The sequence below is a fragment of the Ornithinibacillus californiensis genome (assembly GCF_001038485.1).
Classification (GTDB): Bacteria; Bacillota; Bacilli; order Bacillales; family Amphibacillaceae; genus Ornithinibacillus; species Ornithinibacillus californiensis.
Genome location: NZ_LDUE01000029.1, coordinates 39,580 through 53,669, shown reverse-complemented (window position 1 = coordinate 53,669; position 14,090 = coordinate 39,580). Strand labels below are relative to the sequence as shown.

Here is a 14,090-nt window from a genome sequence, read left to right as displayed (position 1 = left end):
GGTTCTACGTCAAATGTTGGGGTGGTGACATTAGTCGCCACCTCATCCTATATGCACACCAACATCTTTATACTGTCTTGCCAATAAGATTTTCGCTCTAAATCGCTTAAAACTTCTAAATCCATATGCATTTCTCTTTATCACTTTAGTAGTATTATTTATACCTTCCAAAAAACCGTTAGAATAGTCGTATGCAAAGCTATTCAGTATTTCTATCTGCCAGTTTTGAAAGGTTTTAATGGCACTTATCATTTCAGGTATCTCCGCGTCGATTACCTTTTTATAGAAAGACTGTAGGTTTTCTTTCACTAGGGAGATGTGTTCTTTCCCCATAAGCTTCGCTTCCTCAAACCATTCTCGATAAGCTTCCTTTAATTCATACGCTACTTTCAGTTCATCTGACATACTTAAGTATCTTTCTAAGTGCCACTGCTCATCATCTTTTAAACGGCCCTTTGCTTTATGAAATACATACTTCATTCGCTTACATTTCTTACGATCATAGTCATGAAAGTCTTTTTGAACTCGTCTTCTCACGCGGTCTAATCCCCAGTAGATATAGCGACAAAAGTGAAAACGGTCAGCTACAATAATAGGTTTACCTAATGCGTTCTGAACAGCTGCCTTGAAAGCTGGACTCATGTCCATAATGACAACTTCTACTTTTGCCCCATGTTTTTGGAGATACTGTTTAATGGTTTTTTTATAGCGATTTGGGAGAATATCTAATGGTTGTTTCGTGATACCATCCGCAATAATTAACTGATATTTACCCTCTTTTGTATCACCTTTATATTCGTCAATCGCTATGACGGAAGGAAGTGAGTTTACCTCTTTAATCTCCGTTTCCGCTAATTGGTCAAAACGTCTAACAATGGTTGTTGCCGAGGAGCCATATGTTTCTCCTACCTCTTTAAAAGTTTTTGCTTTGATGGATCGGATAGAGACCGCTTGATTCCATTCCACGGAAGTGCGTTGATATCGTTCTACGAAGCCGTTTTCTTCAGAAAATCGTTTTCCACAGGAAGGGCAACTATAACGTCTGCGCTTATACCATAGTTGAGTCATTCTTTCGAACCATTTCAGATGTTTTACTTTTTGGTATCGATAGTCATGTATGCGTTCGGTTTCCTCTCCACATCGCGGACAACTATGTGGCTTACGCTCCATTTCCACATAAACTTCTACCTTCCCATCTCGCTCTACTAAATTTGTTACGTTACAGTCTTTTAATCCTGGCATATTCATGATAAAATCCATTTACACGCATCCCCATTCTTTATCTTGTTTCTCGTCAATTCAAGTATAAAAGAATGTTTGGGGTGCGTGTACTTTTTTTCTGAATTTTATTGAAACCCCAACAAATATTATAGAGCCAATAAAAAAGGACTACGATTGTAGTCCTATAACTCATGTATTCTGTGCTGATTTTAATTCTGAATGAGCTTCATTGACTACGACTTCGGGATTTAGTTCTTCGATGGACTTTCCAGGCTCTTCCTTGTTCCAACCTAAATGAGCTAGAAATTCCACATTCCCATCTCCACCAGTAATTGGGGAGTAGGTTAAACCATATAGTTCATATCCCTCGTCTTTTGCGAATGAGAGAATCGTTGTTAAAACATCTACATGTACTCTCTTATCTCTTACGATGCCTTTTTTTCCAACTAGCTCACGTCCTGCTTCAAATTGCGGTTTTATCAATGCAATTGTATCACTATTCGGTAATAAAAGCTTTTTTAGGACGGGTAAAATTAGCTTAAGCGAAATGAAAGAGACATCGATGGTCGCGAAGTTTGGTGATCCTTTTTTTAATACATCATCGGTTACATAACGAAAATTGGTTCGTTCCATTACTTCTACCCGCGGATCATTTCGTAACTTCCAATCTAATTGGTTATACCCTACATCGATAGCATAACATAGCTTTGCACCAGATTGTAAAGCACAATCGGTAAAACCACCAGTTGAAGAACCGATATCCATCATAATTTTATCACGAACATCTACAGAAAACACTTTCAAAGCCTTTTCTAGCTTCAACCCACCTCTACCTACATAGGGGATTAACTTCCCTTTAACAGTTAGAGGGATATCCTCATCCACCTTCATACCTGGCTTATCCAATCTTTCCTGCTCCGTATATACTAGACCAGCCATAACAGCACGTTTTGCTTTTTCTCTAGTTTCCATTAAATTTCGTTCTACCAATAGAACATCTAGGCGTATTTTACTCATGTCACTAATCCTTTAACATTGAAGTTTTAAAAATCTCGTTCACTTATATAAAGTGTTAAATCAGATAGTCTTGAAGTATCTGCATTTGCTTTCCTTAATAATTCCTTTGCCTTTTCTGCATAACGATTCTTCATTTCAATAGCACCTTCTAAGCCAAGTAATTTCGGATACGTACTTTTGTTGTTTATTTCATCACTACCGACCGCTTTACCTAGTTTCTTTTCATCACCAGTTACATCAAGGATATCGTCTTGAACTTGGAAAATTAAGCCTAAATAGTGGGCGAAGTCCTGCAAATGGAAGATTTGTTCTTCGGTTGCATTACCTAGATATGCCCCTGCTGTCACGGCGAACTTCAACAATTCACCTGTTTTTAATGCGTGGATTTTCTCTAACCGTTCTATATTAATTGTTTGATCTTCAGCTTCCATATCGAGAATTTGTCCTGCTACCATTCCACTAGGTCCACTTGCACGTGATAGCAATTTAACAAGGTATACCTTTTCTGGATCTGATAAAAGTGGATCATTCGTTATTAATTCAAAACTATAAGTCAATAATGCATCACCAGCAAGAATTGCTGTCGCTTCACCAAACACTTTATGGTTAGTTAGAGACCCTCTTCGATATTCATCATCATCCATCGCAGGAAGATCATCATGTATTAGTGAGTATGTATGAATCATTTCTAAAGCAAGCGCAGTACGGTAGATTCTTTTTACATCTGATGCATATGCTTCATAGCTTGCTAATAACAGGATTGGCCGTAATCGTTTCCCACCAGCTTCAAGAGAATAAAGCATTGATTTTTTAAGTTGGTCAGGAATATCTACGTCAGATAACAAGTTTGATAATTCTTCCTGAAATACCTTTTGGTTAGCTTCAATATAATCCTTCAACATGACTTTCACTGTTTTTCATCCTCCTGTATATCAAAAGGAACTAACTCCCCCTGCTCATTCATAATTTGTACCATTTTTTCTTGGATATGATTCAACTTATCACCACAGATTTTAGATAAAACCATTCCATCTTGGTAGTAAGAAATTGCTTTCTCTAAAGGAACATCTCCCTCTTCTAATTTCCCAATAATTTCTTCCAATTTCTCCATTGCTTCCTCAAATGTCAACTCTTTATATTTATCCATCATTTATCTCCTTTATATCTAATACTTCGCAGTTCACAATACCATCGTGGAAGTTAATTCTAATGTGATCTTTTTGTTTTATCTGTGTACTAGTCTTGATGATGTTACCTGCCTGAGTATAAGGAATAGCAAATCCACGCTTCATAATCTCCAATGGATTTAATAAAGTAAGCTTATCCATGGAGCGATTTAATTGTATGGACTGCATTTCAACATACTGCTTCATCAATTGATTATTTTGTTTAACGAGCTGTTGAAGAGTTTTTGTAGCAATGTCTAACCTTCTCTTAGGATGTTGAGTTAACAGTCTTGTTTTACCATTAGAAAGCCGTTGTGAACTTGTGTGAACAATTAATTGAAAAGCTCGATCCATTCGTTCTTTTGCTTTATCAAGTTCTTGTTCTTTTTGCCTGATTAGTTGCTCCGGATATCGAAAAGCGTAAGCATTACTCATTCGTTCTAAATTACCACGATGATGTTTAATTGTAATACTTATTAGGCTATTTAATGATTGCTTCATTTTCAATATTTTGCCTAACAATTCATATTGAGATGGAACTGCCAGCTCTGCCGCACCTGTAGGAGTTGGTGCCCGCAAATCGGCAACATAATCACTAATCGTTGTATCGGTTTCATGACCCACTGCAGAAATAATTGGAATCTTTGATTTGAAAATAGCTTCGGCAACTACTTCTTCATTAAAGCCCCACAATTCCTCAATCGAACCTCCACCTCTACCAAGGATAATACAATCAAACAGCTCCATTTCATTGGCTTTTTTGATTGCTTTCGAAATAGAAGATGCGGCATTCATACCTTGCACCAATACGGGTAGTACAGTTACTTGTACTACTGGATACCGTCTCTTAATGGTAGTGATTATATCCCGTACAGCTGCACCTGTTGGAGAGGTTATTACACCAATATGATTTGGCATTTGGGGGATGCTTTTTTTATACTGCTGATCGAAATAGCCTTGTTTTCGTAATTTTTCCTTTAATTGTTCAAACGCCAAATATAAGGACCCTATACCATCTGGCTCCATTTGTTGTATGTATAGCTGGTATTGTCCCGTTGCTTCAAATACACTGATTTCTCCACGAATTAGCACTTTCATGCCATCTTCCGGCTTAAACTTGAGGGAACGATTATTTCCAGCAAACATCACTGCATTTATTCGAGCACCATCATCTTTAATCGTAAGATACATATGTCCTCTAGAATGTAATTTAAAGTTAGATATTTCTCCTTTAAGCCAAATGTTGCGTAAATGAGGGTCCATATCCATTTTACGTTTAATATATTTTGTTAGAGCTGTTACTGTTAGATACTTTTCCGTCATTGTACCATACCTTTAGCAGCTTTAATTGTATTATGTAATAACATGGTAATTGTCATTGGGCCAACTCCACGGGGTACAGGCGTTATATACGAGGCTTTCTCAAGACAACTATCAAAGTCAACATCACCAGTTAATGAACCATCATCTAGGCGGTTAATGCCTACATCAATTACGATAACACCATCTTTTACATAATGTTTGTCGATAACATTGGGTTTACCGACGGCCACCACTAGTATATCAGCTAGTCTTGTGATTTCCTTAAGGTTCTTCGTTTTAGAGTGACAATATGTTACCGTAGCATTCTCATTTAGTAATAATTGACCTACAGGTTTACCAACTATATTACTTCGCCCAATAATTACCGCGTGTTTTCCTTCTATTGTAATATTTTTAGAACGAAGCATTGTTAAGATTCCGTATGGTGTGCAAGGTAGAAACGTGTCTTGTCCAGTCATCATTTTCCCTATGTTATATGGATGAAAACCATCCACATCCTTTTTGGGATCAATGAACTCAATAATATGCTGCACGTGGATATGATTAGGAAGAGGTAGTTGTACCAATATACCGTGGACTTTATCGTTACGATTAAGTCGATCAATTACTTTAAGCAATTCTTTCTCCGTTACAGTATCCTCAAGCTTTATTATTTCTGAGCTAATTCCTACTTCTTCTGACGCACGTTTCTTTCCATTAACGTATGATTCAGATGCTGGATTATTCCCAACTAGAACAACAGTCAGATGGGGCACTACGTTCTTATTTCTCAAGTCATGGACCTCTTTTTTCATTTCTGATTTCAGTTCCATCGACAAGTCTTTCCCATTTATAACCTCAGCTACCATGTATACCTTCCCCTTTTATTTCTTAATAATTTTTGATAGGACCCCATTAACAAACCTACCTGATTTCTCATCTCCATACTGCTTTGCCAGCTCTACTGCTTCATTAATGGAAACATTATCAGGTATATCCTCTAGATGTTTTATCTCATAACTTGCTATCCGTAGGACCGTTTTTTCAACTGATGGAAGACGATTGAAAGACCACTTTTCAAGACTTGCAGTTATCTCGGTATCAATAGACTGTTTTTCTTTCACTACGCCATTTACCAAACGATGAAGAAAATCATCCTTTTCTTCTTCGTTCAGTCTTTCTTGTATTGTAAGTTCCATATCTTCATCTAGTAAATCTAATTGAAATAATATTTGAAATGCTTTTTCTCTTGCTTCGTGACGTTTCATTGTGCATTACTCCTTTAATAATCTCTTTCAAATCATATCATGATTATGATGCCGACGCCACCAACTACAAATAACTTTTTAGTAGGTTCAATACTCTAAATTTAAATTCCTTATTAAAAGGCTGCAGCCTAATAAAAGATAATCTAAAAATAACCGTCTAGAAGGATATTTAATTAACTAATAATTAATTACTCTACATTTATCTAGAAATAGAAAAAAAGGTCAAGGATATATTATATATACCCGTTGACCCTTTCCATTTTACTCTACGCCTTCTTCTGTAGATTCTTTCTCCATTTGTAAACCAACTACATGTACGTTTACTTCAGCAACATCTAATGAAGTCATGTTTTTCAACGTTTGTCTAATATTTGCTTGAATTTTTTGTGCCACTTCTGGGATGGAAACGCCAAAATCTAGAACAACATACAAATCGATTAAGATACCATTTTCAGTTAATTCCACTTTAACACCTTTACTATGAGATTTTTTACCAAATCTCTCTACAACACCAGCAGCAAAATTTCCGCGCATATTTGCAAGTCCGTCTACTTCACTAGCAGCAATTCCAGCGATTACTTCCAAAACTTCTGGGGCAATCTCGACTCTTCCAAGTCCTGTGTTTTCACTCATATTTACTAAAGATTGTTCTGCCATATTCCCACTCCTCCTTTAAATTGAATAAACCAAGTTGTTAATGACTCTTCGGTTCAGTAATCGGGTTTTCTTCCAAAAAGTTCGTATTAAAATCACCTTGAATAAATACGTCATGGTCCATTATTAACCGATGAAAAGGAATAGTAGTGTGAACACCGTCTACAAGGAATTCATCTAATGCTCGTTTCATACGGGCAATTGCTTCCTCACGCGTTGAACCGTAGGTGATTAACTTAGCTATCATGGAATCATAATATGGTGGTATGGAATAGCCAGGATAAGCAGCTGAATCTACACGAACTCCTAAACCTCCTGGGGGTAAGTACATATTAATTTTCCCAGGTGACGGCATAAAATTCTTAAACGGATGTTCTGCATTAATTCGGCACTCAATTGCCCATCCATCAAAGGTTACATCCTCTTGACGTATGGATAGTTTTTCTCCATTTGCGATCTTAATCTGTTCTTTTATTAAGTCAATACCAGTTACCATTTCTGTAACAGGATGTTCTACTTGAATCCTAGTATTCATTTCCATGAAATAGAAAGCTTGTGTTTTTCGATCAAAAATAAATTCAATTGTTCCTGCTCCAACATAGTTTACAGCCTCGGCTGCCTTAACTGCTGCATCTCCCATTTTAGCACGAATTTCTTCGTTTAGGGCAGGAGATGGTGTTTCTTCGATTAATTTTTGTAAACGACGTTGTATACTACAATCTCTTTCACCTAAATGAATAACATTTCCATGTGTATCTGCAATGACTTGAATTTCTACATGTCGAAAATCTTCAATGAACTTTTCAATATATACACCAGGGTTACCAAAGGCCGTTTCAGCTTCTTTTTGTGTTATGCGAATCCCTTTAATTAGGTCTTCCTCAGTTCTTGCAACGCGGATCCCTTTACCTCCACCACCTGCAGTGGCTTTAATAATAACAGGATACCCTATCGAATTAGCAACCTCTATTGCTGCTGCTTCATTTTCAACAATGCCATCTGATCCAGGAACAATAGGAACATTTGCTTCTCGCATCGTTTCACGAGCAACATCTTTTATACCCATTTTTTGGATAGCTTCTGCTGTTGGACCTACAAATGTGACATTACAAGCTTTACAAATCTCTGCAAAATCAGCATTTTCGGCTAAAAAGCCATATCCTGGATGGATTGCATCAACATCTCTTAATTTTGCAACACTCATTATATTAGTGAAGTTTAAGTAGCTGTCCTTACTTGAGTTAGGACCAATACAATAAGCCTCATCTGCTAATTGGACATGTAATGACTCTTTATCTGCTTCAGAGTATACAGCAACCGTTTCAATTCCCATTTCCTTACATGCACGAATAATACGGACTGCTATTTCTCCTCTATTAGCTATTAGCAATTTTTTTATCATATTTGCACGTCCCCTTATTTCGTTTTTACCCTAAATAGTGGTTGCCCATATTCTACTAACTCACCATTTTCTACTAATATTTCAACGATTTCTCCAGTTACTTCTGCCTCAATCTCGTTAAACAGCTTCATTGCTTCCACTATACAAACAACCGTATCTTTAGAAACAGAAGTCCCAACACTTACAAATGGATCGCTTTCTGGATTTGGAGCACTATAAAATGTTCCAACCATTGGAGAAGTGATTTCAACATCATAGTTAACTGCGTTTTCCTGAACAGGTGCTTCTGTCTCCTCTACATTTTGTCTAACTGGTAGGCTAGTCGTAGGTTCTGCAACTGGTCTTACTTCTTTTTCTACTTGAATGGCAGCTTTTGACGGAACTACAACTTGTTCTGCGGATTTCTTCATAGATACTTTAGTTCCATTAGTCTCATAAGTAAATTCATTAATAGAAGATTGATCTACTAGTTTTATTATTTCACGTATTTCTTGTACTTTTAACATAATTTAGCACTCCCTTACCTCTTTTTATAATTAGGTACTAATAACTCCTCTTAATATTTTACGATAAATATAAGGGGAACTTCAACAATTAAATGAAATGTTTTCTATAAAGCGCTTTCTTTTTCCTAATTATAACAATCTATCTATTTATTAGCGAATAAAATAAAACTCCTTACTAAGGTCCTATGCAAACTCTTATACCTCGTCATAATAATAGTCCTGTAGAAAACAAAAACATCAAGCCTATTAGACTTGATGTTAACACGTAAGTTTTTTATTTACTGTTCAGTCAATGGTTCATGGATAACATCCACAGTTAATTTACCAAATTCGTCTCGAACCATTTGCATAATATTAACGACTTCTGATTTAGAAAGTTCTTTAGCTTGTACGTGTACATGAACTGTATCACCATCAGCACGTACTAATACGTCTTGATATTCAGCAGATGCTAGAATAGATTCTTCTAATATATTTTCTTTCGTACCCATTTGTTCAATTGCGTCAATTTCTTCAGTAGCTTGCTTCTTTTCTTCAACACTTGCAGTGCTGCTAGCTAACACGTCTTCTAATCTATCTTTCTTCATACTTCTTTCATCTAACACTTCCAAACGTAGGGCTGCAAACAACTCATTTCCGCCTGGTGTAACCGAAATGTTCTCACCTGTGGTTGTTTCTGAAGATGTTTCTTCTGTTGCTGGGTCATTATCCGTATTCACATAAGCTAAATCGTTTGGATTAGCCGTCATATAATACACACTCAATACAATCATTAAACTCAACATCGTTAATAGCCATACAGTTTGTTTTTTCAACATTATTTCATCCTCCCTTGATTCTACCTTAATTTTTAGGTTTTACAGAAACTCTATGTGTTGGAACATCAAGTACTCTTGAAACTGCCTCTACAATCCACTGTTTAACGGTTGCTTTATCTACCCCTTTTGCTACGATAAGGACCCCTCTTACCTCTGGTTTCTTTGTTTGGACTAAAATTGGTTGTTCCTGGTCGCCTTGTCTTACTAAAACGACTTGCGTTTCTTCTGTATTTTCTTCAATTTGCCTCGTTCCACCATTACGGTCATTTTCCTCTGTAGCTTGGGTGCCTTTGATTAGATTCTTTTCATAAACTTGTACCATTGTAGAGTCTAAATTGACCATCACTTCTACTTCTGAGACGCCATCGATTTTTTCTAACAACGATTCTAATTGCTTCTTATAGGTCTCCTCCAATTCACTAACATCGGACGTTGCCCCTGTTTCCTGGGAGCTTACTTCTTCAGATTGGGACGGTGATTCTAATTCCATCCGTGGTACTCCTTGTCCTAAATCTTCCTGGGATGAGGTAGAGAATACGTTACCCACTAAGATTACAAGTAAAGCAACTAGTCCAATTATGACGATATAGCCTGTTCTTTTGGATCCATTTAACTTTTCCTTAATAAAATCTTGTAATTTTTTTATCAAGATGCCCCTCCCTCCCATCTAACTGTTAATTCTTTATCTGTTAATTCCCAAGTTTCTCTTAGCATGGATTCAATTCCCTGAAGATCAACATCAACCTCTTCCTCAGTCTTGTCCGTCTGCTCCCCTGTATTAATGACAACATCCTCTACAGCATTTACTGCTCCCTCCCCTGCTACTGATTCTCCAAGATACACAATGACCTCTTCTAGCCCCTCATAAGTGATGGTTGCTCCCTCGTAGAACTTAAAATCTAAATGTCTTATTTCTGCTTGATAGTTGTCCAAAAGAGGAGCTTTCGCTATATCTTTTAATTGGACAGCCATTTGTTCTAAAATATATGCGCTAGTTGACGATTCTATTTCACTTTTTTGAATTTCAATCAAATTTTCTACTTTTGAGGACTTTGAATCATCTTCTACTAAACTAGTAAAAGAGCGCTCAACCGCTTGCTGTATGTCAACTTTGAATAGATAAAAAATCGGTTGTAGAAATATAAGTATCAGTATCAAACCAATAACAAATTTAATATATTTTTTCATTCCACCAGTTGGAACGAGTAAATCGATAATGGTTGCCAGCAAAATAAATATAATAATTTGAGCAACCCAGTTTATTAATAGATCCACAAATATCAGCCCTATCGAAGTAAGAGTGTAATATTACTTGCCGTTACGATAATGACGATGCTTAAGAAGAACATGAGAGAAACTGCTAAAAGACAAGCAAGTATTAGAACGATATATTTACTTATCGTATTTAAACTGGTTATTATTGGTCCATCAGCAATTGGTTGCAAGATTGCAGCAGCAACTTTATAGATTAAGGCAATCACAAATATCTTTATGGCTGGAAACAATGCGATAAAAATAATGATTGCTACTCCGACAATACCTACTGCATTTTTTAATATTAATGATGCACTTAGGACTGTATCTGCTGCATCAGTAAAGGTTCTACCTACTACTGGAATAAAGTTACCTGTTACAAATTTTGCCGTTTTCATTGCTACTCCATCTTGAATCGCACTTGCCGCTCCTTGTACGGATAATACTCCAAGAAATATTGTAAGGAATACCCCTAATGTACCTATACCAACAGTGCGGAAGAGATCAGCAAGATTTGTTACTTTATGGTTATCGTTAAGACTACTAACGATAATCAATAAAGCGGATAGAAATAATAACGGCATGATAAAATTTGAAACTAACACTCCGCTAAAATTAATTAGAAAGATAATAATAGGATGAAAGAACGAAACGGATATTACGCTACCAAATGATGCCATCAAACCTAGTACTAACGGAATAAGAGCGATCATAAAACTACTCATCATACTGATGGCATCCTTTGCGTAGGAAACGGCTAAGTAAAAGCTATTTAATGCAATAAAAATTAGCACAATGTATACTACAAAGTATGCTATTTTACTAACTGATGTTTTTTCAAAGGCGGTATGCATTGTCTGTAGTAAGACAGAAAATAACGTGAGTAATAACAGAGAGCCAAGCAACTTCCCATTTAGGATAACTTCATGTAATAGATACTCTAGCCCACCAGTTATTATATTCTTAATGGAAAACTCATCCGTACCTTTTATGAAATCGTAAAGACTAGTCTTTTGTAACTCTGGAATATATCCTCCATACTCATCCACAACAATATTCCAATATTCCTGCATCCCATCAAATGAGATTTCTTCTAATAGTGCGTCTTCCACAGGAGCTTCGACTTGATTGTCTGCATACACAACGGCCTGTCCTAGAAACAGGAGTAAAAATAAGATACTTACAATACGGCTAATCCGTTTCATGCAATCAATGCTCCCTTCATTCAGATAACTTCTTACCTCTATACAGATGGTAGGAAGTTAAGAATTGCTTCAACTACTGCAGAGATAATTGGAATTGCAAGCAGCAAGATGAATATTTTACCAGCAAGTTCTATTTTGGAAGCAACAGCACCAAGTCCTGCATCTTTCGTAATACTGGCACCTAACTCGGTAATATATGCAATACCAATTATTTTCAATATCGTTTCAATATACATTGTATTTATTGCTGCTTTTTGGCCTAATGATTCTATCAAGCGAATGATTGCACCAATCTGACTAATAATGGCCAAAAATATAGCGATTCCTGTAATAAGTAAAATGATAAAAGCAAAGGGGCCGCGCATATCCTTTAGCAAGATATACAGAATGCTAGCTATAATACCAAGTGTCACAATTTGAATAATATCCATCTAAGTTACCCTTGAAATAGAAATACGGATCGTATTTGTTGGAACAAATCAGAGAGTCCGTTTATCACAACAACGAGTACTATGATAAATCCGAGTAGCGTAACAAATTGAGCAATCTCTTCTTTCCCCATTTGCTTTAGAATTGTGTGTATTAACGCTACAATAATCCCAATACCTGCAATTTGAAATAATATGGATGCATCTGATAGCATAACGAAAAGCCCCTTTCCTCCTATATGAGCAATAACACGATAAACAGGCCAGTTAAAAAACCAAGGTTTCTTGCCATTTTTCCATACTTGTCCTGCTCATCTCTTGCATCTTGTAATTCTCTTTCTAAATGTTTTATTGTAAGTTGGATATGCTTCTGTTGTTGGTCAAAATCATGCTGTCCGAGTGTTCTACCAAACTGTAAAAGGATCTCTTTTTCATTTACAGCTAAGCTCGATTTTTCTATATACTCTCCAACACACTCTTCCCAAATGACATCAAAATAAATTTTTGTTCCTATCATTCTATCTGCAACAGTTTGGCAGAATGAAGCGCACGGTTCCGGTATTTGCCTAGCAATAGAATTAAATGCATCATGGAGTGGCATTTGGCTATAAAGTATTTCTGCTTCTAAAACTTGCAGTGCATTGATAAGTTGACGAATTTGCTTTGGTCTTTTTGCTAATTTATTACTCCACTCGAATCCGAGCCATGTCGTTACTCCGATAAAGAGTAGTGCACCTATCCACTTCACTTGGCAAGCACCCCGTTTTTAAAATAGATATTCTTTTCTAATTCATCGTATATGGAGTGAATAGTTCCTGGTGATGATTGACCACTCAGTAGTACGATACGTCTAAATACTTTCTTTTGTAATAGTGGAAGAATGGAAGGTCTCTTCTTTAACTCATCTAAAGACTGACCATGGATGGTACAAATAACCGTAACCCCAGCATTAATCGCATTTGTTAATGCTTGTACATCTTTATCGCTTCCAATTTCATCTACCACTAATATTTCTGGAGACATCGAACGAATTAGCATCATCATACCTTCTGCTTTCGGACAAGCATCTAGTACATCCGTTCGCTTGCCGAGATTATGTTGTGGTATACCTTTTAGACACGCAGCGATTTCTGAGCGTTCATCAACAACGCCAACTTTCTTGGGAGGAATATGGTTCCAACCAGTTGAAATGATACGAATAACATCACGAATAAGTGTTGTCTTCCCTGATTGGGGAGAGCCAACGAATAAGGTATTTAAAAAACCATTTTCATATAGATATGGGATCACTTTCTGTCCAACCCCAATTTTTTCTTTTGCTATTCGAATATTTAAGAAGGTAATATACTGGATTGCTTTCACCGTGCCATTTACTGTATTCACTTTCCCGGCTATACCAACACGATGTCCACCTTCAATTGTTATATAGCCCTCCCGTAGTTCATCTTCCATTCTGTATAAGGAAAACTCACTTAATTGGTTGATAATATAAACATTATCCTGTTTATTCGGTCTGGCCTGTGTGATCCACTCAATTCCTTGGTCAAAGATAAGCTCAATCGGCTGGTTTAAGCGAACACGGATTTCTTGAAGCATACTCCAACGACTGGCGATCTTGCGTTTAATTACAGTTTGAATATCAGTCGGAAATAAACGTAGTATCTCCTCCATAGCTTGTCCCCACTTTGTTTATGTTTTGAATTTCATTTTCTATAAGTAAATGTATGTGGGAATAGAGAAATTATGACTGGTAGAAGATAAATAATAGAGTTGATATTTTCAGGTGATAGATTTGGGAGTTTTAGTGGAGGAATTACCTATAAAAAAAATGAGAGAGTGAGACAAAAGT

The 14,090-nt window shown here is 36.5% G+C and carries 18 protein-coding genes; all 18 read right to left on the bottom strand.

The features are described 5' to 3' along the window. Window positions 1-42 precede the first annotated feature (42 nt). On the bottom strand, window positions 43-1,260 hold the full coding sequence (locus TE34_RS07370) for an ISL3 family transposase (protein WP_047983024.1): 1,218 nt from the start codon (window positions 1,258-1,260) through the stop codon (window positions 43-45). Window positions 1,261-1,410: 150 nt separating this feature from the next. Beyond that, window positions 1,411-2,238: a TlyA family RNA methyltransferase gene (locus TE34_RS07365; RefSeq protein ID WP_047984175.1), complete on the bottom strand. Its 828-nt coding sequence runs from the start codon at window positions 2,236-2,238 to the stop codon at window positions 1,411-1,413. A 26-nt stretch (window positions 2,239-2,264) separates the two neighbouring features. Next, window positions 2,265-3,140, bottom strand: coding sequence for a polyprenyl synthetase family protein (locus tag TE34_RS07360; RefSeq protein WP_047984182.1), 876 nt, complete (start codon window positions 3,138-3,140; stop codon window positions 2,265-2,267). A gap of 5 nt (window positions 3,141-3,145) precedes the next feature. Beyond that, window positions 3,146-3,385, bottom strand: coding sequence for an exodeoxyribonuclease VII small subunit (locus TE34_RS07355; protein ID WP_047984174.1), 240 nt, complete (start codon window positions 3,383-3,385; stop codon window positions 3,146-3,148). Beyond that, complete coding sequence (gene xseA / locus TE34_RS07350) at window positions 3,378-4,727, bottom strand: exodeoxyribonuclease VII large subunit (protein WP_047984173.1); 1,350 nt, start codon at window positions 4,725-4,727, stop codon at window positions 3,378-3,380. Before xseA ends, TE34_RS07355 begins: the two co-directional genes overlap by 8 nt. After that, entirely contained in the window at window positions 4,724-5,575 is an 852-nt protein-coding gene (gene folD, locus TE34_RS07345; protein WP_047984172.1) for a bifunctional methylenetetrahydrofolate dehydrogenase/methenyltetrahydrofolate cyclohydrolase FolD, read from the bottom strand. Before folD ends, xseA begins: the two co-directional genes overlap by 4 nt. Window positions 5,576-5,590: 15 nt before the next feature. After that, window positions 5,591-5,974, bottom strand: coding sequence for a transcription antitermination factor NusB (nusB, locus tag TE34_RS07340; protein ID WP_047984171.1), 384 nt, complete (start codon window positions 5,972-5,974; stop codon window positions 5,591-5,593). A 261-nt stretch (window positions 5,975-6,235) separates the two neighbouring features. After that, window positions 6,236-6,631 carry an Asp23/Gls24 family envelope stress response protein gene (locus TE34_RS07335; RefSeq protein ID WP_047984170.1) on the bottom strand — a complete coding sequence of 132 codons (396 nt, stop codon included), beginning with the start codon at window positions 6,629-6,631 and terminating at the stop codon, window positions 6,236-6,238. Between the two features lie 37 nt (window positions 6,632-6,668). Continuing rightward, a complete protein-coding gene (gene accC / locus TE34_RS07330; protein WP_047984169.1) occupies window positions 6,669-8,030 on the bottom strand; it encodes an acetyl-CoA carboxylase biotin carboxylase subunit in 1,362 nt (453 codons plus the stop codon). A 14-nt stretch (window positions 8,031-8,044) separates the two neighbouring features. Continuing rightward, complete coding sequence (gene accB / locus TE34_RS07325) at window positions 8,045-8,536, bottom strand: acetyl-CoA carboxylase biotin carboxyl carrier protein (protein ID WP_047984168.1); 492 nt, start codon at window positions 8,534-8,536, stop codon at window positions 8,045-8,047. Between the two features lie 278 nt (window positions 8,537-8,814). Beyond that, window positions 8,815-9,354 (bottom strand): SpoIIIAH-like family protein, encoded by a 540-nt coding sequence (locus TE34_RS07320; RefSeq protein WP_047984167.1) that lies wholly within the window; start codon window positions 9,352-9,354, stop codon window positions 8,815-8,817. Between the two features lie 25 nt (window positions 9,355-9,379). Beyond that, window positions 9,380-10,003 (bottom strand): stage III sporulation protein AG, encoded by a 624-nt coding sequence (spoIIIAG, locus tag TE34_RS07315; RefSeq protein WP_047984166.1) that lies wholly within the window; start codon window positions 10,001-10,003, stop codon window positions 9,380-9,382. Then, window positions 10,000-10,629, bottom strand: a complete 630-nt coding sequence (gene spoIIIAF, locus TE34_RS07310; RefSeq protein ID WP_047984165.1) for a stage III sporulation protein AF — start codon at window positions 10,627-10,629, stop codon at window positions 10,000-10,002. The genes spoIIIAG and spoIIIAF overlap by 4 nt, the downstream gene beginning before the upstream one ends. An 11-nt stretch (window positions 10,630-10,640) precedes the next feature. Next, window positions 10,641-11,813 carry a stage III sporulation protein AE gene (spoIIIAE, locus tag TE34_RS07305; RefSeq protein WP_047984164.1) on the bottom strand — a complete coding sequence of 391 codons (1,173 nt, stop codon included), beginning with the start codon at window positions 11,811-11,813 and terminating at the stop codon, window positions 10,641-10,643. Window positions 11,814-11,851: 38 nt separating this feature from the next. Continuing rightward, window positions 11,852-12,244 (bottom strand): stage III sporulation protein AD, encoded by a 393-nt coding sequence (gene spoIIIAD, locus TE34_RS07300; protein ID WP_047984163.1) that lies wholly within the window; start codon window positions 12,242-12,244, stop codon window positions 11,852-11,854. 5 nt (window positions 12,245-12,249) lie between these two features. Continuing rightward, window positions 12,250-12,456, bottom strand: coding sequence for a stage III sporulation protein AC (spoIIIAC, locus tag TE34_RS07295; protein WP_047984162.1), 207 nt, complete (start codon window positions 12,454-12,456; stop codon window positions 12,250-12,252). 20 nt (window positions 12,457-12,476) lie between these two features. Further along, a complete protein-coding gene (spoIIIAB, locus tag TE34_RS07290; RefSeq protein WP_047984161.1) occupies window positions 12,477-12,989 on the bottom strand; it encodes a stage III sporulation protein SpoIIIAB in 513 nt (170 codons plus the stop codon). Then, the gene (gene spoIIIAA, locus TE34_RS07285) at window positions 12,986-13,912 is read right to left on the bottom strand and encodes a stage III sporulation protein AA (protein ID WP_047984160.1); all 927 of its coding nucleotides are present in this window, start codon (window positions 13,910-13,912) and stop codon (window positions 12,986-12,988) included. Before spoIIIAA ends, spoIIIAB begins: the two co-directional genes overlap by 4 nt. Between the last annotated feature and the right edge of the window lie 178 nt (window positions 13,913-14,090).